Source organism: Pantoea sp. BJFS-204, assembly GCF_049310725.1.
Taxonomy (GTDB): Bacteria; Pseudomonadota; Gammaproteobacteria; order Enterobacterales; family Enterobacteriaceae; genus Pantoea; species Pantoea agglomerans.
In genome coordinates this window covers 380,903-404,454 of sequence record NZ_JBMOWE010000003.1, presented here as the reverse complement: position 1 = coordinate 404,454, position 23,552 = coordinate 380,903, and the positions used below count along the sequence as shown (strand labels likewise).

The 23,552-nt window shown below is 56.0% G+C and carries 23 protein-coding genes; 18 read left to right on the top strand and 5 right to left on the bottom strand.

The genetic code is table 11. The annotated features are described in order from the left end of the window. The first annotated feature begins 32 nt into the window (after positions 1-32). The 12 genes from mutL (at position 33) to ACO6VX_RS12910 (ending at position 14,631) form a co-directional block, all read left to right on the top strand. Positions 33-1,898: a DNA mismatch repair endonuclease MutL gene (gene mutL, locus ACO6VX_RS12965; RefSeq protein ID WP_010699808.1), complete on the top strand. Its 1,866-nt coding sequence runs from the start codon at positions 33-35 to the stop codon at positions 1,896-1,898. Then, positions 1,891-2,841: a tRNA (adenosine(37)-N6)-dimethylallyltransferase MiaA gene (gene miaA, locus ACO6VX_RS12960; protein WP_010256112.1), complete on the top strand. Its 951-nt coding sequence runs from the start codon at positions 1,891-1,893 to the stop codon at positions 2,839-2,841. Before mutL ends, miaA begins: the two co-directional genes overlap by 8 nt. Before the next feature lie 104 nt (positions 2,842-2,945). Then, the gene (hfq, locus tag ACO6VX_RS12955; protein WP_010256116.1) at positions 2,946-3,257 is read left to right on the top strand and encodes an RNA chaperone Hfq; all 312 of its coding nucleotides are present in this window, start codon (positions 2,946-2,948) and stop codon (positions 3,255-3,257) included. 72 nt (positions 3,258-3,329) lie between these two features. After that, complete coding sequence (hflX, locus tag ACO6VX_RS12950; RefSeq protein WP_010256119.1) at positions 3,330-4,610, top strand: ribosome rescue GTPase HflX; 1,281 nt, start codon at positions 3,330-3,332, stop codon at positions 4,608-4,610. Between the two features lie 227 nt (positions 4,611-4,837). Beyond that, a complete protein-coding gene (gene hflK / locus ACO6VX_RS12945) occupies positions 4,838-6,076 on the top strand; it encodes an FtsH protease activity modulator HflK (protein ID WP_236352088.1) in 1,239 nt (412 codons plus the stop codon). Between the two features lie 3 nt (positions 6,077-6,079). After that, positions 6,080-7,084, top strand: a complete 1,005-nt coding sequence (hflC, locus tag ACO6VX_RS12940; protein WP_010256123.1) for a protease modulator HflC — start codon at positions 6,080-6,082, stop codon at positions 7,082-7,084. Positions 7,085-7,141: 57 nt separating this feature from the next. Further along, a complete protein-coding gene (locus ACO6VX_RS12935; RefSeq protein ID WP_010256126.1) occupies positions 7,142-7,342 on the top strand; it encodes a DUF2065 domain-containing protein in 201 nt (66 codons plus the stop codon). Positions 7,343-7,508: 166 nt separating this feature from the next. Further along, on the top strand, positions 7,509-8,807 hold the full coding sequence (locus ACO6VX_RS12930; protein ID WP_010256129.1) for an adenylosuccinate synthase: 1,299 nt from the start codon (positions 7,509-7,511) through the stop codon (positions 8,805-8,807). 218 nt (positions 8,808-9,025) lie between these two features. Continuing rightward, positions 9,026-9,469 (top strand): nitric oxide-sensing transcriptional repressor NsrR, encoded by a 444-nt coding sequence (gene nsrR / locus ACO6VX_RS12925; RefSeq protein ID WP_010256130.1) that lies wholly within the window; start codon positions 9,026-9,028, stop codon positions 9,467-9,469. Positions 9,470-9,485: 16 nt separating this feature from the next. Further along, on the top strand, positions 9,486-11,978 hold the full coding sequence (rnr, locus tag ACO6VX_RS12920) for a ribonuclease R (protein ID WP_422458175.1): 2,493 nt from the start codon (positions 9,486-9,488) through the stop codon (positions 11,976-11,978). 69 nt (positions 11,979-12,047) lie between these two features. After that, positions 12,048-12,782, top strand: a complete 735-nt coding sequence (rlmB, locus tag ACO6VX_RS12915) for a 23S rRNA (guanosine(2251)-2'-O)-methyltransferase RlmB (RefSeq protein ID WP_010256134.1) — start codon at positions 12,048-12,050, stop codon at positions 12,780-12,782. A gap of 220 nt (positions 12,783-13,002) precedes the next feature. Further along, complete coding sequence (locus ACO6VX_RS12910) at positions 13,003-14,631, top strand: isovaleryl-CoA dehydrogenase (protein ID WP_422458174.1); 1,629 nt, start codon at positions 13,003-13,005, stop codon at positions 14,629-14,631. Here the strand turns inward: ACO6VX_RS12910 and bsmA are convergent. Both bsmA and ACO6VX_RS12900 read right to left on the bottom strand, forming a co-directional pair. After that, positions 14,605-14,931, bottom strand: coding sequence for a biofilm peroxide resistance protein BsmA (bsmA, locus tag ACO6VX_RS12905; protein ID WP_031592741.1), 327 nt, complete (start codon positions 14,929-14,931; stop codon positions 14,605-14,607). The two genes, ACO6VX_RS12910 and bsmA, sit on opposite strands and share 27 nt — an antisense overlap. A 56-nt stretch (positions 14,932-14,987) precedes the next feature. Continuing rightward, complete coding sequence (locus ACO6VX_RS12900; protein ID WP_346440446.1) at positions 14,988-16,919, bottom strand: methyl-accepting chemotaxis protein; 1,932 nt, start codon at positions 16,917-16,919, stop codon at positions 14,988-14,990. A gap of 158 nt (positions 16,920-17,077) precedes the next feature. Here ACO6VX_RS12900 and yjfP point away from each other — a divergent pair, with 158 nt between their 5' ends. After that, the gene (gene yjfP, locus ACO6VX_RS12895) at positions 17,078-17,827 is read left to right on the top strand and encodes an esterase (protein WP_033758907.1); all 750 of its coding nucleotides are present in this window, start codon (positions 17,078-17,080) and stop codon (positions 17,825-17,827) included. A 48-nt stretch (positions 17,828-17,875) separates the two neighbouring features. Here the strand turns inward: yjfP and ACO6VX_RS12890 are convergent, their stop codons facing one another. Further along, positions 17,876-18,082, bottom strand: a complete 207-nt coding sequence (locus ACO6VX_RS12890) for a hypothetical protein (RefSeq protein ID WP_010256150.1) — start codon at positions 18,080-18,082, stop codon at positions 17,876-17,878. Between the two features lie 405 nt (positions 18,083-18,487). On the opposite strand from ACO6VX_RS12890, the gene rpsF reads away from it, so the two are divergent. Genes rpsF through rplI form a run of 4 tightly spaced genes read left to right on the top strand, consistent with a single transcriptional unit; the run spans position 18,488 to position 19,928 of the window. Then, positions 18,488-18,883 carry a 30S ribosomal protein S6 gene (rpsF, locus tag ACO6VX_RS12885; RefSeq protein WP_003855334.1) on the top strand — a complete coding sequence of 132 codons (396 nt, stop codon included), beginning with the start codon at positions 18,488-18,490 and terminating at the stop codon, positions 18,881-18,883. Between the two features lie 6 nt (positions 18,884-18,889). Then, on the top strand, positions 18,890-19,207 hold the full coding sequence (gene priB, locus ACO6VX_RS12880) for a primosomal replication protein N (protein WP_010256154.1): 318 nt from the start codon (positions 18,890-18,892) through the stop codon (positions 19,205-19,207). 4 nt (positions 19,208-19,211) lie between these two features. Continuing rightward, on the top strand, positions 19,212-19,439 hold the full coding sequence (gene rpsR / locus ACO6VX_RS12875) for a 30S ribosomal protein S18 (protein WP_002210155.1): 228 nt from the start codon (positions 19,212-19,214) through the stop codon (positions 19,437-19,439). Positions 19,440-19,478: 39 nt separating this feature from the next. Beyond that, positions 19,479-19,928, top strand: coding sequence for a 50S ribosomal protein L9 (rplI, locus tag ACO6VX_RS12870; protein WP_010256429.1), 450 nt, complete (start codon positions 19,479-19,481; stop codon positions 19,926-19,928). An 82-nt stretch (positions 19,929-20,010) separates the two neighbouring features. On the opposite strand, the gene ACO6VX_RS12865 is transcribed toward rplI, so the two are convergent. Continuing rightward, the gene (locus ACO6VX_RS12865) at positions 20,011-20,688 is read right to left on the bottom strand and encodes a LysM-like peptidoglycan-binding domain-containing protein (RefSeq protein WP_149917073.1); all 678 of its coding nucleotides are present in this window, start codon (positions 20,686-20,688) and stop codon (positions 20,011-20,013) included. Positions 20,689-20,908: 220 nt separating this feature from the next. On the opposite strand from ACO6VX_RS12865, the gene fklB reads away from it, so the two are divergent. After that, positions 20,909-21,529, top strand: coding sequence for an FKBP-type peptidyl-prolyl cis-trans isomerase (gene fklB, locus ACO6VX_RS12860; RefSeq protein ID WP_010256433.1), 621 nt, complete (start codon positions 20,909-20,911; stop codon positions 21,527-21,529). Positions 21,530-21,573: 44 nt separating this feature from the next. On the opposite strand, the gene ACO6VX_RS12855 is transcribed toward fklB, so the two are convergent. Beyond that, a complete protein-coding gene (locus tag ACO6VX_RS12855; RefSeq protein WP_422458173.1) occupies positions 21,574-23,517 on the bottom strand; it encodes a bifunctional 2',3'-cyclic-nucleotide 2'-phosphodiesterase/3'-nucleotidase in 1,944 nt (647 codons plus the stop codon). Positions 23,518-23,552: the final 35 nt, after the last annotated feature.

Here is a 23,552-nt window from a genome sequence, read left to right as displayed (position 1 = left end):
GCTGCGCCGGGCGACCAGCTAAAAGGAAAACCATGCCGATACAAATTTTACCGCCCCAACTGGCAAACCAGATTGCGGCGGGTGAAGTGGTTGAACGTCCTGCATCGGTTGTAAAAGAGCTGGTGGAGAACAGCCTGGATGCTGGTGCAACGCGCATTGACGTTGATATTGAAAAGGGGGGCGCAAAGCTTATCCGCATTCGTGACAACGGCTGCGGCATCGTGAAAAGCGAGCTGTCGATGGCGCTGGCCCGACACGCCACCAGTAAAATCGCCTCACTGGATGACCTGGAAGCGATCATGAGCCTGGGTTTTCGCGGTGAAGCGCTCGCCAGTATCAGTTCTGTCTCCCGCCTGACCTTAACCTCACGTACCGCCGATCAAACCGAAGCCTGGCAGGCCTATGCGGAAGGGCGTGATATGACGGTAACGGTTAAACCGGCTGCGCATCCCTGTGGGACCACGCTCGAAGTGCTGGATCTGTTTTATAACACCCCGGCGCGCCGCAAATTTATGCGCACAGAGAAAACCGAGTTCGGTCATATCGACGAAGTGATCCGTCGTATTGCACTGGCGCGTTTTGATGTCGCGCTTTCACTGAGCCACAACGGCAAAATGATGCGTCAGTATCGGGCCGTCAGCGAGGAGAGCCAGCGCGAACGGCGACTGGCGGCTATCTGCGGCACCACGTTTATTCAGCATGCGCTGCGAATTGACTGGCAGCATGATGATCTCTCGCTGCGCGGCTGGGTCGCCGATCCCGCCGGTTCGCGCCAGGTCACCGAGTTACAATATTGCTACGTCAATGGCCGGATGATGCGCGACAAGCTGATTAATCACGCTATTCGCCAGGCTTTCCAGACCCAGCTCCAGGATGACCAGCAGCCCGCTTACGTGCTCTATCTGGAGATCGATCCGCATCAGGTGGATGTCAACGTTCACCCGGCCAAGCATGAAGTGCGTTTTCATCAGTCACGCCTGGTGCATGATTTTATTTATCAGGGCGTGGTCAGCGCGTTACAGGCGATAGCGTCACCCATTTTGCCTGCGCTGCAGGCAGAAGAAGCCGCACCGCGCTGGCAGCCGGAAAACCGTCAGGCGGCGGGGGGGAATCATTTTGCGCAGCCTGCAGCGCCCGCCAGCGAGAATCAATCTTCAGCCTCCACGCGGCAAACACCGCCCGCAGCGGCGCCGGCCTGGCAAAACAAAGAGAACGTGTATCGTCAGCGTGAAGGCGCGGTTTATCAGCAGTTGCTGAAAACGCCTGTCAGCGCCACGCCGCCGCCAAAAAACCGTGAACCGGCACCGCGTCCGGCCGAAAAACCCTCGCCGCTGGCCGCGCATGCCCAGAGCTTTGGCCGGGTACTGACCGTGTTGCAAAACCACTATGCGCTGCTGGAGCAGGATCAGAAGTTAATGCTGATGGCGCTGCCGGTCGCGGCGCGCTGGCTGAAACAGGCGCAGCTTGAACCGGGTGAGGAAGGGCTTAAACCGCAACCCCTGCTGATTCCGGTGCGGCTCAAAATCGCCCTGGATGAACGGCAGGCCGCAAAAGAAAAGAGCAGCCTGCTCAATCAGATGGGTATTGATCTTCAGCCCGAAGGTGACCACGTGACCTTACGCGCGGTGCCTTTACCGTTACGAACACAAAATTTACAAATCTTGATTCCTGAGCTGTTAGGCTATCTCGCCCGGCAGCAGGAGATCTCTGCGACGCAACTGGCCCAGTGGCTGGCGCGGCGTCAGGATACAGAGTCCTCCGACTGGAATCACTCACAGGCGATCAACCTGCTGGCAGAGCTTGAACGGCTTTGCCCACAGCTGCTGAAATCGCCGCCTTCAGGCTTATTACAGCCCATAGAGATTGAGAGCGCGATCAACGCGTTGAAGCATGAGTGAATTAAACCAGGCTGGCCGGCCAAAGGCTATTTTTTTGATGGGACCCACGGCTTCTGGCAAGACTGCTTTAGCAATTGAATTGCGTAAGCGGTTACCAGTGGAACTAATCAGCGTAGACTCTGCCTTAATCTATCGTCAGATGGATATTGGTACGGCGAAACCGTCGGCTGAGGAGTTAGCAGTGGCCCCCCATCGTCTGCTCGACATTCGCGATCCCGCTGAAGCCTATTCGGCAGCGGAGTTCCGGCGGGATGCTTTAGCAGAAATGGCGGATATCGTTGAAGCCGGACGAATACCGTTGCTTGTTGGTGGAACCATGCTCTACTTCAAGGCGTTACTTGAAGGATTGTCGCCGTTGCCCTCGGCCGATCCCGACGTTCGTCAGCGGATAGAGCAAACGGCGCGTGAAAAAGGCTGGGAAGCTTTACACCGCCAGCTGTGTGAAATCGACCCGGTTGCCGGCAGTCGTATTCATCCGAATGATCCGCAGAGACTTTCGCGAGCACTGGAAGTTTTTTTTATTTCGGGTAAAACTTTAACGGAACTGACAAAAACATCCGGTGAAGCGTTACCCTACGACGTGCAACAGTTTGCCATCGCCCCCGCGAGCCGTGAATTGCTGCACCAGCGCATCGCGTTGCGTTTTGAGCAGATGTTGGCGTCAGGATTTGAAGCGGAGTCTCGGGCCCTTTTTGCACGAGGTGATTTGCATACGGACATGCCTTCCATTCGTTGTGTTGGCTATCGTCAGATGTGGTCTTATTTATCGGGCGAAATCGATTACAGCGAGATGGTTTATCGGGGAATTTGCGCAACCCGGCAGCTTGCTAAGCGACAGATGACCTGGTTACGCGGTTGGGAAAATGTTCACTGGCTTGACAGTGACGAGCCCCGGCTGGCGCGTGATACAGTGTTACAGGTTCTTAGTGCGAAGCATGGGTGATTGTGTACAATTGATGGGTTATCGTGCGCAAATTTTTACGCAGTTTTTTTCAGAACCATAGGTTCTACTTGCAACAAACAACAAGCATATAAGGAAAAGATAGAATGGCTAAGGGGCAATCATTACAAGACCCGTTTTTGAACGCACTGCGTCGTGAACGTGTTCCGGTTTCGATTTATCTGGTTAACGGTATTAAGTTGCAGGGTCAGATTGAGTCATTTGATCAGTTCGTCATTTTGTTGAAAAACACGGTGAGTCAGATGGTGTATAAGCACGCCATTTCTACCGTTGTTCCTTCACGCCCGGTTTCTCACCATAGCAATAATACCGGTGGCGGCAGCAACAATTACCATCATGGCGGCAGCAACACAACTGCGCAGCCACAGCCACAACAAGACGGTGATAACGCAGAATAACGCGTCACCGTACAGCCAGGAACGGAGAACAGCGGTTTTCCGTCCTGGTCTTTTATTTAGCGAGGTTATAGCTTGTTTGACCGTTATGAAGCCGGTGAGCAGGCCGTACTGGTACACATCTGGTTCTCCCAAGACAAAGAAGTAGAAGATTTGCAGGAGTTTGAAACCCTGGTCTCTTCTGCTGGCGTTGAGGCGCTGCAAGTGGTTACTGGCAGCCGCAAAGCGCCACACCCCAAGTATTTTGTCGGTGAAGGAAAGGCCGTTGAAATTGCCGATGCGGTAAAAACAACAGGAGCATCGGTCGTATTATTCGATCATGCCCTTACGCCCGCTCAGGAAAGAAACCTCGAGCGCCTGTGCGAATGCCGGGTCATTGATCGCACCGGTTTAATTCTGGATATCTTTGCCCAACGCGCACGTACCCACGAAGGTAAATTGCAGGTTGAGCTGGCACAGCTGCGCCATCTTGCGACACGTCTGGTGCGCGGCTGGACCCACCTTGAACGCCAGAAAGGCGGGATTGGTTTACGTGGCCCGGGTGAAACGCAGTTAGAAACGGACCGCCGGCTGTTGCGCGGCCGTATCAGTCAGATTTTGTCTCGTCTTGAGCGAGTTGAAAAACAGCGTGAGCAGGGACGTCAGTCACGCGCCAAAGCGGATGTGCCAACGGTTTCGCTGGTGGGTTACACCAACGCCGGCAAGTCGACCCTCTTTAACGCCATGACCTCCGCCAACGTCTTTGCCGCAGACCAGCTGTTTGCGACGCTCGACCCCACACTGCGCCGTCTGAATGTTGCTGATGTCGGGGACGTGGTACTGGCGGACACGGTAGGCTTTATTCGCCATCTTCCTCACGATCTGGTTGCCGCTTTTAAAGCCACGCTGCAGGAGACACGTCAGGCGACGCTGTTAATGCACGTGATTGATGGGGCTGACCTTCGCGTCACGGAAAATATCGCCGCCGTCGATGCCGTACTGGAAGAGATTGAAGCGGACGAAATCCCGACGTTACTGGTGATGAATAAAATCGATATGCTCGACGGATTCGAACCGCGTATTGATCGTAACGAAGAGAACCTGCCAATCCGCGTCTGGCTTTCCGCCCAGACAGGCGCAGGCATTCCGTTGCTATGGCAGGCGCTGTCTGAGCGTCTGGCGGGTGAAATAGCCCAGCACGCATTACGTCTGCCACCGGAAGCGGGGCGACTTCGCAGCCGTTTCTATCAGCTGCAGGCGATTGAGAAAGAGTGGAATGAAGAAGACGGCAGTGTAGGATTGCAGATACGTATGCCCATTATTGAGTGGATGCGTTTATGTAAGCAGGAACCGTCGCTGACCAGTTACATTGTTTGATATTGCCCAAACGCATTTACCTTAAAAATTGAAGATTGTCGCACTTTCTTTGCAGACCCGAATACGCTGGCGTTACCCGAGTATTTTGGATTTCAGCAAGGCGGCAACTGAGTGAATCCCCGGGAGCTTACGCAGGTAAGTGACCAGGGTGAGCGAAGGCAGCCAACACCGCTGCAATCCGAAAGCTGAAGGGTAAAAATCGTAATTACAATAAATGGAGTAGAAACATGGCGTGGAATCAGCCCGGAAATAACGGACAGGACCGCGACCCGTGGGGAAGCAGCAATAATCAAGGCGGCAACTCTGGGGGGAATAAGGGAGGACGGGAATCCGGGCCTCCTGATCTGGATGATATCTTCCGTAAGCTGAGCAAGAAGCTTGGTGGACTGGGCGGTGGCAAACAGAACGACAACGGTCAGCGCGGCTCCGGCAGCGGTCGCAAAATTGTTGGTATCGTGGCTGTTGCTGCTGTAGTCATCTGGGCTGCAAGCGGTTTCTACACCATCAAAGAAGCGGAACGTGGCGTGGTGACGCGCTTCGGTAAGTTCAGTCATCTGGTCGAACCCGGCCTGAACTGGAAGCCGACATTCGTTGATCAGGTGCGTGCGGTTAACGTTGAATCGGTGCGCGAACTGGCTGCTTCTGGCGTCATGCTGACTTCGGATGAGAACGTGGTACGCGTGGAGATGAACGTGCAGTACCGCGTGACCGATCCGGAACGTTATCTTTATGCTGTGACCAGCGCGGACGACAGCCTGCGTCAGGCTACCGACAGCGCACTGCGCGGCGTGATTGGTCGCTCTACCATGGACCGCATCCTGACCGAAGGTCGTACCGTGGTGCGTAGCGATACCCAGCGTGAAATCGACGAGACGATTCGCCCTTATAACATGGGGATCGCGGTGCTGGACGTCAACTTCCAGGCTGCACGTCCGCCGGAAGAGGTGAAGTCTGCATTTGATGACGCGATTGCCGCACGCGAAAACCGCGAGCAGTACGTTCGCGAAGCCGAAGCTTACGCCAACGAAGTTCAGCCTCGTGCTAACGGCCAGGCGCAACGTATTCTGGAAGAGGCACGCGCTTACAAAGAGCGTACCGTTCTGGAAGCGCAGGGTGAGGTGGCGCGTTTCGCCAAGATCCTGCCTGAGTATAAAGCTGCACCCGAAATCACCAAAGAGCGTCTCTATATCGAGACCATGGAACGTGTGCTGAGCCATACCCGCAAAGTACTGGTTAACGATCGGAGTAATAACCTGATGGTGCTGCCGCTGGATCAACTGATGCGTGGCGGTCAGACTTCATCGGGCCAGAATGGTCAGAAAGGCGCGAATGGTTCTTCGCTGCCTGCGCGCTCCGATAGCAGTGCCAGCCGCAATGAAACGTCGTCATACAGTCCGGACAATATCATGGATCAGCGTCGGGCAAATGCTCAGCGCAGCGACAGCCAGCGCGAAGGGAGAGAGTAATCGATGCGTAAGCCAATAGTATTTTTAATCATTGTCGTGCTGGTGGCGCTCTATGCGTCCCTGTTTGTGGTGCAGGAAGGGCAGCGAGGCATTGTTCTGCGCTTCGGTAAAGTCCTGCGCGACGGCGAAAACAAACCGCAGGTGTTTGAGCCGGGTCTGCATTTCAAGATTCCATTCCTGGAAACGGTTAAAACGCTGGATGCGCGTATCCAGACCATGGATAACCAGGCCGATCGCTTCGTCACCAAAGAGAAGAAAGATCTGATCGTGGACTCCTACATCAAGTGGCGTATCAGCGACTTCAGTCGCTACTACCTGGCCACCGGTGGCGGTGATGTCTCTCAGGCGGAAGTGCTGCTGAAACGTAAGTTCAGTGACCGCTTGCGTTCTGAGATGGGTCGTCTGGATGTGAAAGATATCGTAACGGACTCCCGTGGTCGTCTGACTACCGATGTGCGTGACGCGCTGAATACCGGCTCTGCAGGCAACGATGATGAAATCGCAACCCCTGCGGCTGATGACGCGATTGCCAGTGCAGCGGCCCGTGTCGAGCGTGAAACCAACAGCAGCGAGCCAGCACCGAACCCGAACAGTATGGCGGCGTTAGGTATTCAGGTGGTGGATGTACGCATCAAGCAGATCAACCTGCCGACCGAAGTGTCTGATGCGATCTTCAACCGTATGCGTGCTGAGCGTGAAGCGGTAGCGCGTAGCCAGCGTTCACAGGGTCAGGAAGAGGCGGAAAAACTGCGCGCCCAGGCCGATTACCAGGTCACCCGTACTCTGGCTGAAGCCCAGCGTGAAGCGCTGATTACACGCGGTGACGGTGATGCGGAAACGGCGCGGTTGTTTGCCGATTCGTTCAGCAAAGATCCTGACTTCTATGCCTTTATTCGTAGCCTGCGTGCCTATGAAAACAGCTTCAATAGCGATCAGGATGTGATGGTGTTAAGCCCGGATAGCGACTTCTTCCGATATATGAAGGCGCCCTCTAACGCGACACGCTAAGAACTGATATAACCTGTGGGCCGACAATGTTGTCGGCCCTTTTTTTTGGGTATCAGAATGAAAACAAGCATCTGGATGGCGCTGGCGCTGGTGTTAGTGCTGGAAGGGTTGGGACCAATGTTTATGCCGCGCGCCTGGCGACGCATGATCCTGACGATGACGCGGTTGCCCGATCGTCTGCTGCACCGCTTTGGTGGAGGACTGGTCGTTGCTGGCATGGTGATTTACTGCATGCTCAGCCTGCACGGTAACCTCTGAGGCTGACGTTCAGACCGGCTAAATTGTGCCTTTCAACGCTATTATCCCCAACATGTTGTAGTGATCAAAACTCAGGCAAAAAAGCGCGCAATCGTATGCTAAAAGTGCTGAAAACCACGGGATCAGATGGTAGAATCCTTTTTTAAGCAATCGGTGATTTTGAGAAATGGGTAAGAACGTCGTCGTACTGGGCACCCAATGGGGTGACGAAGGTAAAGGTAAGATTGTAGACCTTCTGACTGAGCGCGCGAATTACGTTGTGCGTTATCAAGGCGGCCACAATGCGGGCCACACGCTTGTCATCAACGGTGAAAAAACCGTCCTCCACCTGATCCCTTCTGGCATTCTGCGCGATAACGTCACCAGCATCATTGGTAACGGCGTAGTGCTCTCTCCTGAAGCCTTAATGAAAGAGATGAAAGGCCTGGAAGCGCGCGGGATTCCGGTACGTGAACGTCTGCTGATTTCTGAAGCCTGTCCGCTGATCCTGCAATATCATGTTGCGATGGATATGGCGCGTGAACGTGCTCGTGGCGCCAAAGCGATTGGTACCACGGGTCGTGGCATCGGACCGGCTTATGAAGATAAAGTCGCTCGCCGTGCCCTGCGCGTCAGCGACCTGTTTAACAAAGAAACCTTTGCTGCCAAGCTGAAAGAAGTGGTCGATTTCTACAACTTCCAGCTGGTGGAGTACTACAAAGAGCCGGCAGTCGACTTCGATAAAGTGCTGAGTGATGTGATGGAAGTCGCTGACATCATCACTGGCATGGTCGTTGACGTCTCTGAACTGCTGGACGTCGCGCGTAAGCGTGGCGATCTGATTATGTTTGAAGGTGCGCAGGGTACGCTGCTGGATATCGATCACGGTACCTATCCGTACGTGACCTCATCCAACACCACCGCAGGTGGCGTAGCGACCGGTTCAGGCATTGGCCCGCGTTATGTCGACTACGTGCTGGGTATTGTGAAAGCTTACTCAACCCGCGTTGGCGCAGGCCCGTTCCCGACCGAGCTGTTCGATGAAACCGGCGAATTCCTCTGTGCGCAGGGTAATGAGTTTGGCGCGACCACCGGTCGTCGTCGTCGTACCGGCTGGCTGGATGCGGTAGCGGTTCGCCGCGCGGTCCAGATCAACTCCCTGTCAGGTTTCTGCATGACCAAGCTGGACGTGCTGGATGGCCTGAAAGAGGTGAAGATCTGTGTGGCTTATCGTATGCCTGATGGCCGCGAAGTGACCACCACGCCACTGGCGGCAGAGAACTGGGAAGGCATTGAGCCGATCTACGAAACCCTGCCAGGCTGGAGTGAGACAACGTTTGGCGTCAAGACGCTGGAAGGTTTGCCTCAGGCCGCGCGTGACTACATCAAGCGTGTGGAAGAGGTAACGGGTGTGCCGATTGATATCATCTCAACCGGCCCTGATCGTAGTGAAACAATGATTCTGCGCGACCCGTTCGACGCGTAATCATTCAGGCCGGACGCTGTCCGGCCCTTGTTTTTCCATTCTTTGATGCCACTTAACCTCCCTTCGCTTGTCAAACCTTCTGCTGGCTTAAAAAAGCGCACGGCCAGACAGACTCTGGTTTATCATCGTAGCTAATCGAATGGCGATCCGATTTAATCCTGGCATCAATCACAGGGCGAATAAGGTCATGCCGCGCCTGAAGGTTCACTGAGGTTACTGTGCAGCTCACGAGTTTTACTGATTATGGCTTACGGGCACTGATTTATCTGGCATCGTTGCCGGAAGGTCAGCAGACCAATATTACGGAAGTGACGAACACTTATGGTTTGTCCCGTAATCATATGGTCAAAATTATCAATCAGCTGAGCCGGGCGGGCTATGTCGCCGCAACGCGTGGTAAAAACGGGGGCATTCGTCTGGGTATGCCAGCTCGTCAGATTGTCATTGGCGATGTGGTACGTAAGATGGAACCACTACAATTAGTGGATTGCGCGTCCTGTTCCATCACGCCAGCCTGTCGTCTGAAGCAGGCGTTACATGATGCGGTGCAGCGATTTTTGCAGGAGCTGGATAGCTATACGTTGGCAGATCTGGTCGAAGGAAATACACCACTTTATGAGATCATCTTGTCCAGATCGCCGGTGGAAATAAATATTAAATGACATCGGAGGAACCGCTATGTCAAAAGATCCTTTTCAGGATAGAGAAGCTGAAAAATACGAAAACCCTATTCCGAGCCGTGAATTTATTCTGGCTCTGTTAGAAAAACGTGAAAAACCGGCCAGCCGCGAAGAGCTGGCTGAAGAGATGAATCTGCAGGAAGAAGAATACCTTGAGGCGCTGCGTCGCCGCCTTCGCGCCATGGAGCGTGATGGTCAGCTGGTGTTCACCCGCCGTCAGTGTTATGCCCTGCCAGAACGTCTTGATCTCCTGCGCGGTAAAGTCATTGGCCACCGCGATGGCTACGGCTTCCTGCGGGCAGAAGGTCAGAAAGATGACCTCTACCTTTCCGCAGAACAGATGAAATTCTGTATGCACGGTGACGTGATCCTGGCGCAGCCGCTGGGTGCCGATCGCAAAGGCCGCCGCGAAGCGCGCGTGGTCCGGGTGCAGGAACCCCGCAACAATCAGATCGTTGGCCGTTACTTTACCGATGCCGGTGCTGGCTTCGTGGTACCGGACGACAGTCGCCTGAGTTTTGACATCCTCATCCCGCCTGAAGAGACGATGAATGCCCGCATGGGTTCCGTGGTGGTGGTTGAGCTGGTCCAGCGTCCCAACCGTCGCAGCAAAGCGATCGGTAAAATCGCCGAGATTCTGGGCGATGATATGGGTACCAGCCTGGCCGTGGATATGGCGCTGCGTACGCATGAAATCCCGCACACCTGGCCGCCGGAAGTGGAAGCTCAGGTCAGCAAACTGAAAGAAGAAGTCCCGGAAGAGGCCAAAAAAGGCCGCGTCGATCTGCGTAAGCTGCCGCTGGTCACCATCGATGGTGAAGATGCCCGTGACTTTGATGATGCTGTTTACTGTGAGAAGAAGCGCGGTGGCGGATGGCGTCTGTGGGTAGCTATCGCGGATGTCAGCTATTACGTCCGTCCGGGCACCCCACTGGATGACGAAGCGCATCAGCGCGGAACCTCGGTCTACTTCCCGTCGCAGGTTGTGCCGATGCTGCCGGAAGTGCTGTCGAATGGCTTATGTTCGCTTAACCCGCAGGTCGATCGCCTCTGTATGGTGTGCGAGATGACCATCTCGACCAAAGGTAAACTGACCGGCTTCAAGCACTATGAAGCGGTGATGAACTCCCATGCGCGTCTGACCTACAACAAAGTCTGGAACATCCTGCAGGGCGACAAAGAGCTGCGTCAGCAGTATGCGCCGCTGGTTAAAGACCTTGAAGAGCTGAACAACCTCTATCATGCGCTGGAAGCCGCTCGTGAAGAGCGCGGCGGTATCTCGTTTGAAACGGAAGAGGCGAAGTTTATCTTCAACGCCGAGCGCCGTATTGAGCGTGTTGAGCGCGTGTCACGTAATGACGCTCATAAGCTGATCGAAGAGTGCATGATCCTGGCTAACATCGCCTCGGCACGCTTCGTTGAGAAAAATCAGGAACCGGCGCTGTTCCGCGATCACGATCGTCCGACCGACGAAAGCATCAAGAGTTTCCGTACCGTGCTCAACGAGCTGGGACTGAGCCTGCCTGGTGGCAATAAACCGCAGCCAATCGACTATGCGGCGCTGCTGAAGCAGGTTGCCGATCGTCCTGATGCGGAAATGCTGCAAACCATGCTGCTGCGTTCGATGAAGCAGGCCGTTTACGACCCGGAAAACCGCGGTCACTTTGGTCTGGCACTCTCGTCGTATGCGCACTTTACCTCGCCAATCCGTCGTTATCCGGATCTGACGCTGCATCGCGCCATCAAATATCTGCTGGCAAAAGAGCAGGATGAAGGTAAAGGCCTGGTACAGCGCGCCATTAAATACCTGATGCCGAGAGATCGCAGCGTCGCCAAAGATATGACGACAGCAACCGGCGGCTATCACTACGAGATGCCGCAGATGCTGCAACTGGGCCTGCACTGTTCCCTGACCGAACGCCGCGCCGATGAAGCGACCCGTGACGTCGCGGACTGGCTCAAGTGTGACTTCATGCAGGATCAGGTTGGCAACGTCTTCAACGGCGTCATTTCCAGCGTGACCGGATTTGGCTTCTTTGTACGCTTAAGCGATCTGTTCATTGATGGTCTGGTCCACGTTTCGACGCTCGACAACGATTACTACCGTTTTGACCCGGTAGGTCAGCGTCTGATCGGTGAATCGGGCGGACGCACCTATCGTCTGGGTGACACGGTTGAAGTGCGTGTTGAAGCCGTCCATATGGATGAGCGTAAAATCGACTTTGCCCTGATCTCCAGCCAGCGTCAGGTACGTGGTGAAGGCAAAACCGCACGCGACCGGGCGAAGCGTGACGACAAAGCGCCAGCGAAACGCCGTCGTGATGCGAGCAAGAAGTCCAACTTCGAGCCGGACGCCGCTTTCCGGGGCGACAAGGGCAAGCCCGCCGCTGCAAATACCGAGAATAAAAGTAAAAACGTCTCGGAAAAAACCCGTAAAATCGCCGCCGCCACCCGGGCGAAGCGCGCCAGAAAAAAGGCGCAGCCTGACTGATGCGCGCACCCGCCCTTTCTCACTGAGAAAGGGCGGTCATTCATTCATTTCCAAACACTGAGCAGATCGATGAGCGAAATTATTTTTGGTATCCATGCCGTGCAGGCGCTGCTGGAACGTGATCCACAACGATTCCAGGAAGTCTTTATCCTCAAAGGCCGCGACGATCGTCGCCTGCAACCCGTGGTCGCCGCGCTGGAAGCTCAGGGGGTCGTGATTCAGCTGGCCGAGCGCAAGTGGCTCGACAGCCAGGTTGAAGGCGGTGTACATCAGGGTATTGTGGCGCGGGTAAAACCGGGTCGTCAGTATCAGGAAGGCGACCTGCCGGATCTGCTGCAGAGCCTGGAGAAACCCTTCCTGCTGGTGCTGGACGGGGTCACCGATCCGCACAATCTGGGTGCCTGCCTGCGCAGTGCCGATGCGGCCGGTGTTCACGCGATTATCGTGCCGAAAGATCGCTCTGCTCCCCTGAATGCAACGGCCAAAAAAGTGGCCAGCGGCGCGGCAGAAAATGTGCCGTTGATCCGCGTCACCAACCTGGCACGTACCCTGCGTCTGCTGCAGGAGTACAACATCTGGGTTGTCGGTACCGCAGGTGAAGCTGACCATACCGTCTTCCAGAGCAAAATGACCGGTCCGATGGCGCTGGTGATGGGCGCGGAAGGGGAAGGCATGCGTCGTCTGACCCGTGAGCATTGCGATGAGCTGATCAGCATTCCGATGGCCGGCAGCGTCTCTTCGCTGAATGTCTCGGTGGCTACGGGTGTCTGCCTGTTTGAAGCAGTGCGTCAGCGCAACGCCTGATCCCCGATGTGATCCTCGCCACAAATTAGTTTCTGTACCAGGCATAACTGCGCGTCATTCGTATATACCCAAAGGATTTCGGGTTGCATTGAGGCGGCAAGAGAACGAATCCCGATGAGCTTACATGAGTAAGTGATTCGGGTGAGTGAACGCAGCCAACAAAAATGCAGCTTGAAAGACGACGGGTATACTTACTGAGTGACATCCGCGAGGAGTGGTTATGACCTGGACAACACACACCGTTTTTAATCAGCCCCATCCTCTGAGCAACAGCAACCTGTTCCTGTCTGATACGCCGCTCGGCGAGGCACTGTCACGCGAAGGCGCCGGATGGGACCGGGAGTGGCTGGCTTCGGTAGGCCGACAGCTGGGCAGCGCCGAGTCGCTGGAACTGGGCCGGCTCGCCAACGCGGAGCCACCTGAACTGCTGCGCTACGACGGCCGTGGCGTACGGATGGATGAAGTCCGTTTTCACCCCGCCTGGCACCTGCTGATGCAGGGTGTCTGCGCCAGCCGCCTGCATAATCTCAGCTGGCATCCCACAGTACGTGAACAGGCCAGCGTGGCGCGCGCTGCGCGCTTTATTCTGCACGCGCAGGTTGAAGCGGGCACGCTTTGCCCGGTGACCATGACGCACGCGGCCATTCCACTGCTGCAGACTTATCTGCCTGCCGCGTTCGAAGGCTGGCTCGATCCGCTGCTCAGCGATCGTTACGATACCCATGCGCAGCCCGGCGACCAGAAACGGGGTCTGCTGATCGGTATGGGCATGACGGAAAAACAGGGCGGCAGCGATCTGCTCACCAGCACCACCCGGGCCGAGCCGCTGGGCGCGCGCGGCCCGGGTGAAGCCTACCGTCTGACCGGCCACAAATGGTTCTTCTCGGTGCCGCAGAGCGATGCGCATCTGGTGCTGGCGCAGACGCCCGCCGGATTAAGCTGCTTCTTCCTGCCGCGCCTGTTGCCTGACGGGTCACGCAACGCCATCCAGCTTGAGCAGCTTAAAGATAAGCTGGGTAATCGCTCAAATGCCAGTTGTGAGGTGGAGTTTCGCGATGCGACCGGCTGGCTGCTGGGAGAAGAGGGCGAAGGCGTGCGGCTCATCCTTAAAATGGGCGGTATGACGCGCTTCGACTGCGCACTCGGCAGTCATGGTCAGATGCGGCGTGCATTCTCGGTGGCACTCTGGCATGCACATCAGCGCCAGGTGATGGGGAAAAACCTGGTGGATCAACCGCTGATGCGTCAGGTTCTGGCACAGCAGGCGCTGCAGCTGGAGGGACAAACCGCGCTGCTGATGCGGCTGGCGCGCGCCTGGTCACAACCGGCAAAACCGCATGAGGTCACGTTTGCCCGCTTATTCACTCCGGCTGCAAAATATCAGATCTGCAAAGCGGGTGCCCCGTTCGTCGCGGAGTCGATGGAAGTGCTGGGTGGCATCGGCTACTGCGAAGCGAGCGAGCTGCCGCGCCTCTATCGTGACATACCGGTCAACAGCATCTGGGAAGGGTCGGGCAACGTGATGTGTCTTGACGTACTGCGCGTGCTCACCCGTCAGGCAGAGGTTTCGGAGATGCTGAGTCAGGAATTTGAAGCGGTGAGAGGGAGTAATCGTCATTTCGATGCGCGCTGGCGTCAGTTACGGCTGCGAATGAGCAAAGTCCCCGAAGAGCAGGCGCGCGAGGTGACCCGCACGCTGCTGCAGCTTGCGACCGGCGCTCAGCTACTGAAATATGGCGAACCGCCGCTGGCGGATGCATGGTGCCAGCAGTGGCTCGATCGGCGTGGCTCCCGCCCGCTTGAGACAGCAATCACAGACCGTTTACTGGCCCGCGCCTGTGGCAGGTGATGCGCCGTAAAGAATCGCGCTGGCGTACCAGAGACCGGGCATTACCGTTTCACTCAGCGCCACGATCTGATAGTAAGCCGCACCGGCCTGGTTAGCCCGGGTGGCCACGGCCCGCCCGGCATCATCCGGTGAGCCGCGCACGTTAACGGTAATATTGCCCAGCTTCGGCAAACCGCCACTCTGCGCCCGTGAAATCTCCTGCGCCTGTTGCGTCGGCGCGGGCGGTGCTTTTGGCGTGGTATCAAGCGCGGAACAGCCTGCCAGCAGCAGGCTTATCATCAGTAAATAAGCGAAACGCATAGCAAAACCCTCTTTCAGGACGAAGCATTAAGTGTATGTCATCGCCCTGAATGGCGTCAGGATTTAAGGCTGAATACGCTGACCAGCTGGGTCAGGTGATGCCCTTTATCACTCAGGTTCTGCGCGCTGTTTTCCGCCTGTGTCACCAGTTCGCTGTTCTGGTGAGTCGCCTGGCTGATCTGGTTCATCGCCAGATTAACCTGGCCGATGCCTGCCGCCTGCTGCTGCGCCGCGACGTTGATCTCGCCCATCAGCGCCTGCACCTGCTCGATGTGGGTCACAATGTCGCTCATCGCATCGCGCGTCTGCTCAGATAACTGATGGCCTTCCGCCACGTTGCTGATGGAGGTCGCAATCAGTCCATCAATCTCTTTAGCGGCCTGCGCAGAACGCTGTGCCAGCGCACGCACTTCTGCGGCCACCACGGCAAAGCCACGGCCCTGTTCCCCGGCACGTGCCGCTTCAACGGCGGCGTTCAGCGCCAGGATATTGGTCTGGAAGGCGATCGACTCAATCACGTGGGTGATATCCGCAATGCTTTGTGATGAAACCTTAATTGCCGACATGGTGTTGACCGAGCGCACCACCGTCTGGCTGCCGTGACTGACGATATCGCTGGCTTCGGCCACCAGTGACATCGCCTGACGCAGGCTGTCTGCGGTGTGTTCAACCGTCGCGCCAAACTGCTCCATGCTGGCAGAGGTCTGCTCCACGCTGCTGGCCTGACGCCCGATCTGCTCGCTGATGTTATGACTGCTGGCCGCGATGGTGTCCGTGCCGTCGCTGATCTCCTGCGCCGCGCCGCGTACCTGGCTGACGATTTTCTCCAGACCATCGCCAATGCCGTTGATCGCAACGATCAACTGGCCCACTTCATCGCGACGCTGGGTATCCATATGGACCTGCAGATTCCCGGCGGCATACTGCTCCGCCAGATGGATCACCTGCTGCAGCGGACGGGTAATCGCCCGACGGCTGTACCAGACAAACCCCAGCGCAAAGACCACCACCAGAATCAGTCCGGTTATCAGGAACAGGTTACGGCTATGCGTAATCGGGGCGAGCAGGCTTTCACGGTTAACTTCGCCGGCGATCACCCAGTTCCAGCCCGGCAGCTGCTGCCAGGCCAGAATCTGGTGCTCGCCGTTGATCTCTACCTGCAGCATGCCCTGCGGCTGAGTCAGCAGCGGCTGGAGTGTCGCGTCATCCCAGGCGGGTCGTTTTCCTTCGTTGTGCTGATCGAACAGATACTCTCCCTGCGTCTTACCGGGTGTGCCGTTGAGCACAAAGAAATGACCACTATCACCCAGCTTGCGTGCCAGGATTTTTTCACGCATCAGCGCATACTGCTTATCAATGCCAACGCCGACAAACAGGATGGCGACAACCTTGCCACTCTCATCTTTTACCGGCTGATATTGTGTGATGTAGCGATGGCCGAACAGCGTCGCCAGCCCCTGATAGACGTCGCCCTGACGGACGCTTTTCCAGGCGGCGCCGTTGCGGTCAAGCTGCGTACCGATCGCGCGACTGCCATCCTGCTTTTTCAGCGAGGTGGAAATACGGATAAAATCATCGCCGTCGCGCACAAAAATGGTCGCCACGGCGGCGGTGCGTTCGGTGAAATCGTCTACCGCGGTCTGGTCGAGGTTCAGCGTTTTTAACCCGGCGCGCAGCACCGGCGTCGAGAAGGCACCGACCTGCACCCGGGAGCCTTCATCCAGGCTAAAACGCTTAGGCAGGAAACTGGTAAACAGACTGGTGTAGTGAGCCACCTCTTCGGTGAGGGTGGCGTTGAACATGGTGGCCATTTCACTGATGCCCTGCACCTGGTTTTGCATGTCATCGATGGCGAGATTTTCCAGCTGCCGCGAAGCGGTGTGGCTCTGGGTTAGCGTCAGAACCAGCAACAATAACGCTACGCTGAGAGACGTCAGTACAGACAGCTTAACTCCAAGACTCAGGCCGCTGAGAGAGAGACGCTTCATAAATTACCTTTGATCAAGTTAGGGGGACACAACATCAACGGCAAAGCGCGGGAAAAGTTTAGGCCGAAATCTGGCGACTAAACGCAGCAGGGGATTTCGTAAATTAACCCGCAGACGTACACTCAATCGGCACGCCTTGCCCCTTCTCAGGAGAGACCATGATTGAACTCACCACAGAAACGCTGGCCGGTATCGAATGCCTGCACGCCACGCCTGCCGGACAACGGCATCAGCCACTTCCTACCGTGCTGTTTTATCACGGCTTTACCTCTTCAAAAGAGGTCTACGCCTACTTCGCAGTCGCGCTGGCACAGGCGGGGTTCCGGGCGGTGATGCCGGATGCAGATCTGCACGGCGCGCGCTATCACGGTGATGCCGATGCACGCCTTGGCCGCTTCTGGGAGATTCTGAAACAGAACATTGATGAGCTGCCGCAGCTGGAATCGGCGCTGCGCGCTGACGATCTGATCGCCGGCGAGCGCTTTGCGGTGGCGGGCGCGTCGATGGGCGGCATGACGGCGCTGGGCGCGATGGCGCGTTATCCGCAGATTCAAAGCGTCGCCTGCCTGATGGGATCGGGCTATTTTATGCAGCTCAGTCAGTCGCTGTTTCCGCCGCTGGTGGCCGACACGCCTGAGCAGCAAGCGCAGTTTGCTGCCCGCATGGCACCGCTGGCCGACTACGATCCCTGCAACCGGCTGGAGGCCCTGGCAAACCGTCCGCTGCTGTTGTGGCATGGTGAGGCGGATGAGGTGGTGCCCTGGGCGGAGAGCGTCCGGCTGGAGAGGGCGCTGCGTGACAACGGGCTGGCGCAGCATCTGACTTCGCTGTCTGAAAAACAGATTGGACATAAGATCACGCCATCAGCATTGACGGCGCTGGTCAGCTTTTTTAAACAGCAGCTATAAAAATGAGCGGGCGGAGAGTGGATCTGCCGCCCGTAAATTTACCAGCACTTACCAGTGCGCAGACGATTTTTCTGCTGCTCTGGCAGGCGCGTTGACCGGGTTCTTTTGTGGCGCATCCAGCCGATTAACATAGATATAACCCGATGCCGCTTCGCTGCTGTGACTTCTTATCTGCTGCGCACAGTCAGCATTGCTGGCAAGAGCGGGTGGAGACAGGAAGAGACCCAGTAAAGTGGCGATGACGAACGTTTTCATGCCCGACTCCTCACTTCAGGGAACACACTCTGTTAGACGCCGATAAGCCAAACCGTAACGTCTGCATTAAGTTTAGCGACTGTGCACATTATCGCCAGATCGTCCGCCTGAAGCTCTTTATCAGCTTTTTTGAACCTTTCCCGCTTAACGCGCTGTATTCACATGATTAGCACGAAAAGCTACCGTATATGGCACGCCGGATGGCATTTGTTGAAATGTGCGCTTGAGTTTAGCCGTCGCCGCCAGTATGATTACGCGTCAATTTTTCAGCCGCATTCTCAGGCTGTGTCCCACAAACGCTCGTCACAACGAACCTTTGTGGGACACAGCCTATAACGTTCCTTGCTTCCATGGGCCGCGGTTGACCCCGACAGGAGGCTGAATAATCCGTAAGGAGCAATTTCGATGCGTCATTACGAAATCGTATTTATGGTTCATCCTGACCAGAGCGAACAGGTTCCTGGCATGATCGAGCGTTACACTGGTGCTATCACTGGTGCAGAAGGCACGATTCACCGTCTGGAAGACTGGGGCCGCCGTCAGCTGGCTTACCCGATCAATAAACTGCACAAAGCGCATTACGTTCTGATGAACGTTGAAGCGCCGCAGGAAGCGATCGATGAGCTGGAAACGAACTTCCGCTTCAACGACGCCGTTATCCGTAGCATGGTTATGCGCGTTAAAAACGCGGTAACTGAAGCATCGCCGATGGTTAAAGCGAAAGATGAGCGTCGTGATCGTCGCGAAGATTTTGCTAACGAATCCGCTGATGAGTCAGATGCTGGGGATTCTGAAGAGTAATCCATCGTGACGGTTAATCGACTTCGCCTGTCTGGCACTGTGTGCAAGACGCCGGTTCGAAGAGTTAGCCCGTCAGGAATTCCTCACTGTCAGTTCGTGCTTGAGCACCGCTCAGTGCAGGAGGAGGCCGGGTTTCACCGGCAAGCTTGGTGTCGTATGCCGGTTATTATCAGCGGCAGCGCCCATCAGGTGATTACTCAACATATAACGGTCGGCACGCAACTCACACTCGACGGTTTCATTAGTTGCCATCAGGCACGAAATGGCCAGAGCAAAGTGGTGTTCCATGCCGAGCAGATTGAATTGATAGATTCTGGAGACTAGCCTAATGGCACGTTATTTCCGTCGTCGCAAGTTCTGCCGTTTCACCGCGGAAGGCGTTGTTGAGATCGATTACAAAGACATCGCAACGTTGAAAAACTACATTACCGAAAGCGGTAAAATTGTCCCGAGCCGTATCACCGGTACTCGTGCAAAATACCAGCGTCAGTTGGCTCGCTGCATCAAGCGTGCGCGTTACCTGTCTCTGCTGCCGTACACTGATCGTCATCAGTAATCGGCAACTGTCCATTAACGACTTTAAGAGGATAAGGTAATGCAAGTTATTCTGCTTGATAAAGTAGCAAACCTTGGCACCCTGGGTGATCAGGTTAACGTTAAAGCGGGCTACGCTCGTAACTTCCTGGTACCACAGGGCAAAGCTGTTCCTGCTACTAAGAAAAACGTTGAGTTCTTCGAAGCACGCCGTGCTGAACTGGAAGCCAAACTGGCTGACGTTCAGTCTGCAGCAACTGCACGCGCTGAGAAAATCAATGAACTGGGCACTGTAACCATCACGTCTAAAGCGGGCGATGAAGGTAAACTGTTCGGTTCAATCGGTGCCCGCGACATCGCTGATGCAGTGACTGCAGCTGGCGTTGAAGTGGCTAAGAGCGAAGTTCGTCTGCCGAACGGCGTTCTGCGCACTACCGGTGAGCATGAAGTAAGCTTCCAGGTTCACAGCGAAGTATTCGCGAAACTGAACGTGAAAGTAGTTGCTGGTTAATCTTTATTAACTGAGCACGACACAAACGCCGGCCCTGTGCCGGCGTTTTTGTTTTTGTGCCTTTCAATCGCCGCTGTTCACGTTACTGCGCGCGAATAAAGCTGCCGTCTGGCTGACGTGTAAACAGCACCGGACCGTTTGCGCCCTCCACCGTCAGACCTGTTACAGCCCCCTGCGCATCCTGACGGATTTTTACCTGCTGACCACTTTTCAGTGAGCTGAGTGGCTGATCGCTGCCTTCCACCCGCGCCATCGCAAAAACATCATTGACCGGCAGACTATTATCACGAAACAGCTGCGCCAGCGTCTGACCGGAAGCGATGGTCAGATTGCGCCACTCGCCCTGAGAATCGGCTTTTGGCGTCTGCTGAGACGGTGAGGATGACGGCTGGCGGCTACTGTTGTTCTCATAAATATCCGCCTGCATCGGCACCTCTTTCTCCGTCTGGGGTGCGACCGGCTGCTCGACCGGATAGCGCAGCGTGCTGGCGGGCCAGAGAAACGCCACCAGCATCACCAGCAGTGCGGCCACAATGCCACGGCGGTGCGGCGCAGGCAGCGGGTCCATCCAGCGAATGTGGTCGGTAAAATGCCAGATACGCTGAAGCCATGTCGGCAGGCGGGATGACGTGTCTGAAGCCATTCGGGGTTCCTCCTCTCCGGCAGGCTGCTTTAGCCTGCGTGCGGCCAGCCAGGTCTGCAGCCGGGATACAAGATGTTTTGCACGCATCCTGCGGCGTCGTGGGGCTATCTGGCCCATGTTTGCTCTCTTATTCGTGTGCTACAGAGGGGGTGATCCCCCCCGATAGTTATAGTATGGGCAATACCGGCGCGAAGTGCCTGCCAGCATTGATAAAATTGACGGCTCTATTGTTTCTCTTTCCCCGGCAAAAGTCATCTGCGATGCAGGGCATTTTACGCCAGCGGCCTGCGCTGCTATGCTGCCCGTTCGAATTTATCCGAGAGTGAAAGGAACGAAGATGACTACCCCTTCTTTCGACAGCGTCGAAGCACAAGCAAGTTACGGTATTGGTTTACAGGTTGGCCAGCAGTTGCTGGAATCTGGTCTGCAGGGTCTGCAACCAGAAGCACTGCTCGCGGGTCTGCGCGACGCGCTGGAAGGGAACTCGCCGGCCGTACCGGTTGATGTGGTTCATCGCGCACTGCGTGAAGTGCATGAACGCGCTGAAGGCGTGCGTCGTGAGCGCACCGAAGCCATGGCCGCAGAAGGTCAGGCGTTCCTGCAGGAACATGCGCAGCGTGAAGGCGTGAGCAGCACCGAATCAGGTCTGCAGTTCAGCGTGATTACGCAGGGCGAAGGTCCAATCCCATCACGTCAGGATCGCGTACGCGTTCACTACACCGGTAAACTGATCGACGGCAGCGTATTCGACAGCTCTGTTGCCCGTGGCGAACCGGCGGAATTCCCGGTAAGCGGCGTGATCCCAGGCTGGATTGAAGCGCTGACCCTGATGCCGGTTGGCTCAAAATGGGAACTGGTTATCCCACAGAACCTCGCGTATGGCGAGCGCGGTGCGGGTGCCTCTATCCCACCATTCAGCACCCTGATCTTCGAAGTCGAACTGCTGGAAATTCTGTAATTCCGGACGCTGCAACCACTCCGGTTGCAGCGTTTTCTCCCGCTTTATTTCTGCTGTAAATTCACCTGCCACAGAGCAAAGCCGATCGCATCTGTCCCTTTGGGCTGAAGCGGATATTGCGCATGTTGCTTAATAAACCCGGTCGCTCTATCACCCGGTGCCGTTTCAAACTGAATGTCGAGTGGGGTGGATGAGGTAATCGGTGCCAGCCGCCAGTTATTGTCCGCCTTCGGCTGAACTTCACCGTGCGCTTTGGTTTCCGCGCTGATGTAGGCTGCAACCACGGAACGGTTCTCATCCGGCGAGGCAAAGGCAATGTATTTATCTCCGGTGCCGGCAAACTTGCCGCCGTAAGCGCGATAGTTATTGGTCGCCACCAGGAAGGTCGCCTGTGGATCGACGGGTTTACCCTGCCAGCTAAGCTGACGAATACGTGAGGCCTCAGGATGGATCAACTGACACTCTGCGTCGTAGCGTGCGGGCTGGGTCACATCAATCTGATAATTAACCCCGTCAATCACATCAAAGTTATAGGTGCGGAAATCCCAGTTGATCAGCGACTGCGTTTTCGTGCTGTGGGGATCGATCTGATTAAACTGGCCCGCTGAGCACTCCAGCCACTCTTTTACCTGCGCACCGGTGACTTTCATGACCACCAGGGTATTGGGATAAAGATAGAGATCGGCCGCGTTACGGAAGGTCAGCGCGCCTTTCTCCACTTCGACATAGCTGGCCGGATCGTTTTTACGTCCGCCCGCTTTAAACGGCGCAGCAGCAGAGAGCACCGGCAGACGGCCCAGATCCGGATCGCCCTGAATGAAATGCTCCACGTAGGCGCGCTGGGCATTATTGACGATCTGTACCGTCGGATCGTCCTGTACCAGCGACAAGTAGCTGTACATCACATCGGCGGACTTGCCGATGGGCTTCGCCACAAACTCCCGCGTGGCGCGGTGATCGTCAGCCAGTACCTTCACCAGCGCCGGATCCTCTGCCGCCAGCGATTTCTTCGCTGCGGTATCGTAGATTGGCCGCGCCTGTGCTTTGCCGCTGCTCACCTGCCAGCGTCCGCCCTCATTGTTCAGCACCAGGTCAACCACGCCAAGGTGATCGCCCCACATGCCTGGCATCACCGCCGGAATACCGTTCAGGGTGCCGTTGGCGATATCTGCACCCTTGATGTCAGCAAACTCCTTGCCGGGGAAGACCGCATGCGCATGACCAAACAGGATGGCGTTAATGCCTTCCACCTGGCTGAGATAGTAAACCGAGTTCTCCGCCATCGTGTGATACGGCTCGCTGCTCAGGCCGGAGTGGGGAATAGCGATAATCAGATCGGCGCCCTGCGCGCGCATCTCAGGCACGTAGCGGCGAGCCGTTTCGGTGATGTCATCGACGCGTACCTTGCCCTGCAGGTTGGCTTTATCCCACACCATGATCTGCGGCGGCACAAAGCCGATATAACCTATCTTCAGGGTCTGCGTTTTGCCCTCACGATCAACCACCGTAGTGGATTTGATGAGGTATGGGGTAAACAGCGGTTTGCCGCTCTTCACATCAATCACGTTGGCGTTCACATAGGGAAAGCGTGCGCCCGCCAGCGCTTTTTTCAGGTAGGGCAGGCCATAATTGAATTCATGATTACCGAGGTTACCGACGCTGTAATCCAGCGTGTTGAGCGCCTTGTAGACCGGATGGATCTCGCCCTCACGTAATCCTTTGGCCGCCATGTAGTCACCCAGCGGGCTGCCCTGAATGATGTCGCCGTTATCGACCAGCAGGCTGTTTTTCACCTCCTGGCGTGCGGCGTGGATCAGCGTGGCGGTTCGCACCAAACCAAACTTCTCGGTTGGCGTGTCTTTGTAATAGTCGAAATCCATCATATTGCTGTGCAGATCGGTGGTTTCCAGTATCCGCAAATCCACCGTCGCCGCCTGGGTGGCGACGGAAACGCTCAGTGCCAGTAACATCATTCCGGGCTTAAACATGCTTGCTCCTGCTGCAAAATAAATAAGGATCTCAA

Excerpts from the sequence above, each read along its gene's own strand:
- mutL (WP_010699808.1), top strand. The coding sequence starts at position 33 with ATGCCGATACAAATTTTACCGCCCCAACTGGCAAACCAGATTGCGGCG.
- miaA (WP_010256112.1), top strand. The coding sequence starts at position 1,891 with ATGAGTGAATTAAACCAGGCTGGCCGGCCAAAGGCTATTTTTTTGATG.
- hfq (WP_010256116.1), top strand. The coding sequence starts at position 2,946 with ATGGCTAAGGGGCAATCATTACAAGACCCGTTTTTGAACGCACTGCGT.
- hflK (WP_236352088.1), top strand. The coding sequence starts at position 4,838 with ATGGCGTGGAATCAGCCCGGAAATAACGGACAGGACCGCGACCCGTGG.
- hflC (WP_010256123.1), top strand. The coding sequence starts at position 6,080 with ATGCGTAAGCCAATAGTATTTTTAATCATTGTCGTGCTGGTGGCGCTC.
- ACO6VX_RS12935 (WP_010256126.1), top strand. The coding sequence starts at position 7,142 with ATGAAAACAAGCATCTGGATGGCGCTGGCGCTGGTGTTAGTGCTGGAA.
- ACO6VX_RS12930 (WP_010256129.1), top strand. The coding sequence starts at position 7,509 with ATGGGTAAGAACGTCGTCGTACTGGGCACCCAATGGGGTGACGAAGGT.
- rnr (WP_422458175.1), top strand. The coding sequence starts at position 9,486 with ATGTCAAAAGATCCTTTTCAGGATAGAGAAGCTGAAAAATACGAAAAC.
- rlmB (WP_010256134.1), top strand. The coding sequence starts at position 12,048 with ATGAGCGAAATTATTTTTGGTATCCATGCCGTGCAGGCGCTGCTGGAA.
- ACO6VX_RS12910 (WP_422458174.1), top strand. The coding sequence starts at position 13,003 with ATGACCTGGACAACACACACCGTTTTTAATCAGCCCCATCCTCTGAGC.
- bsmA (WP_031592741.1), bottom strand. The coding sequence starts at position 14,931 with ATGCGTTTCGCTTATTTACTGATGATAAGCCTGCTGCTGGCAGGCTGT.
- ACO6VX_RS12900 (WP_346440446.1), bottom strand. The coding sequence starts at position 16,919 with ATGAAGCGTCTCTCTCTCAGCGGCCTGAGTCTTGGAGTTAAGCTGTCT.
- yjfP (WP_033758907.1), top strand. The coding sequence starts at position 17,078 with ATGATTGAACTCACCACAGAAACGCTGGCCGGTATCGAATGCCTGCAC.
- ACO6VX_RS12890 (WP_010256150.1), bottom strand. The coding sequence starts at position 18,082 with ATGAAAACGTTCGTCATCGCCACTTTACTGGGTCTCTTCCTGTCTCCA.
- rpsF (WP_003855334.1), top strand. The coding sequence starts at position 18,488 with ATGCGTCATTACGAAATCGTATTTATGGTTCATCCTGACCAGAGCGAA.
- rpsR (WP_002210155.1), top strand. The coding sequence starts at position 19,212 with ATGGCACGTTATTTCCGTCGTCGCAAGTTCTGCCGTTTCACCGCGGAA.
- rplI (WP_010256429.1), top strand. The coding sequence starts at position 19,479 with ATGCAAGTTATTCTGCTTGATAAAGTAGCAAACCTTGGCACCCTGGGT.
- ACO6VX_RS12865 (WP_149917073.1), bottom strand. The coding sequence starts at position 20,688 with ATGGGCCAGATAGCCCCACGACGCCGCAGGATGCGTGCAAAACATCTT.
- fklB (WP_010256433.1), top strand. The coding sequence starts at position 20,909 with ATGACTACCCCTTCTTTCGACAGCGTCGAAGCACAAGCAAGTTACGGT.
- ACO6VX_RS12855 (WP_422458173.1), bottom strand. The coding sequence starts at position 23,517 with ATGTTTAAGCCCGGAATGATGTTACTGGCACTGAGCGTTTCCGTCGCC.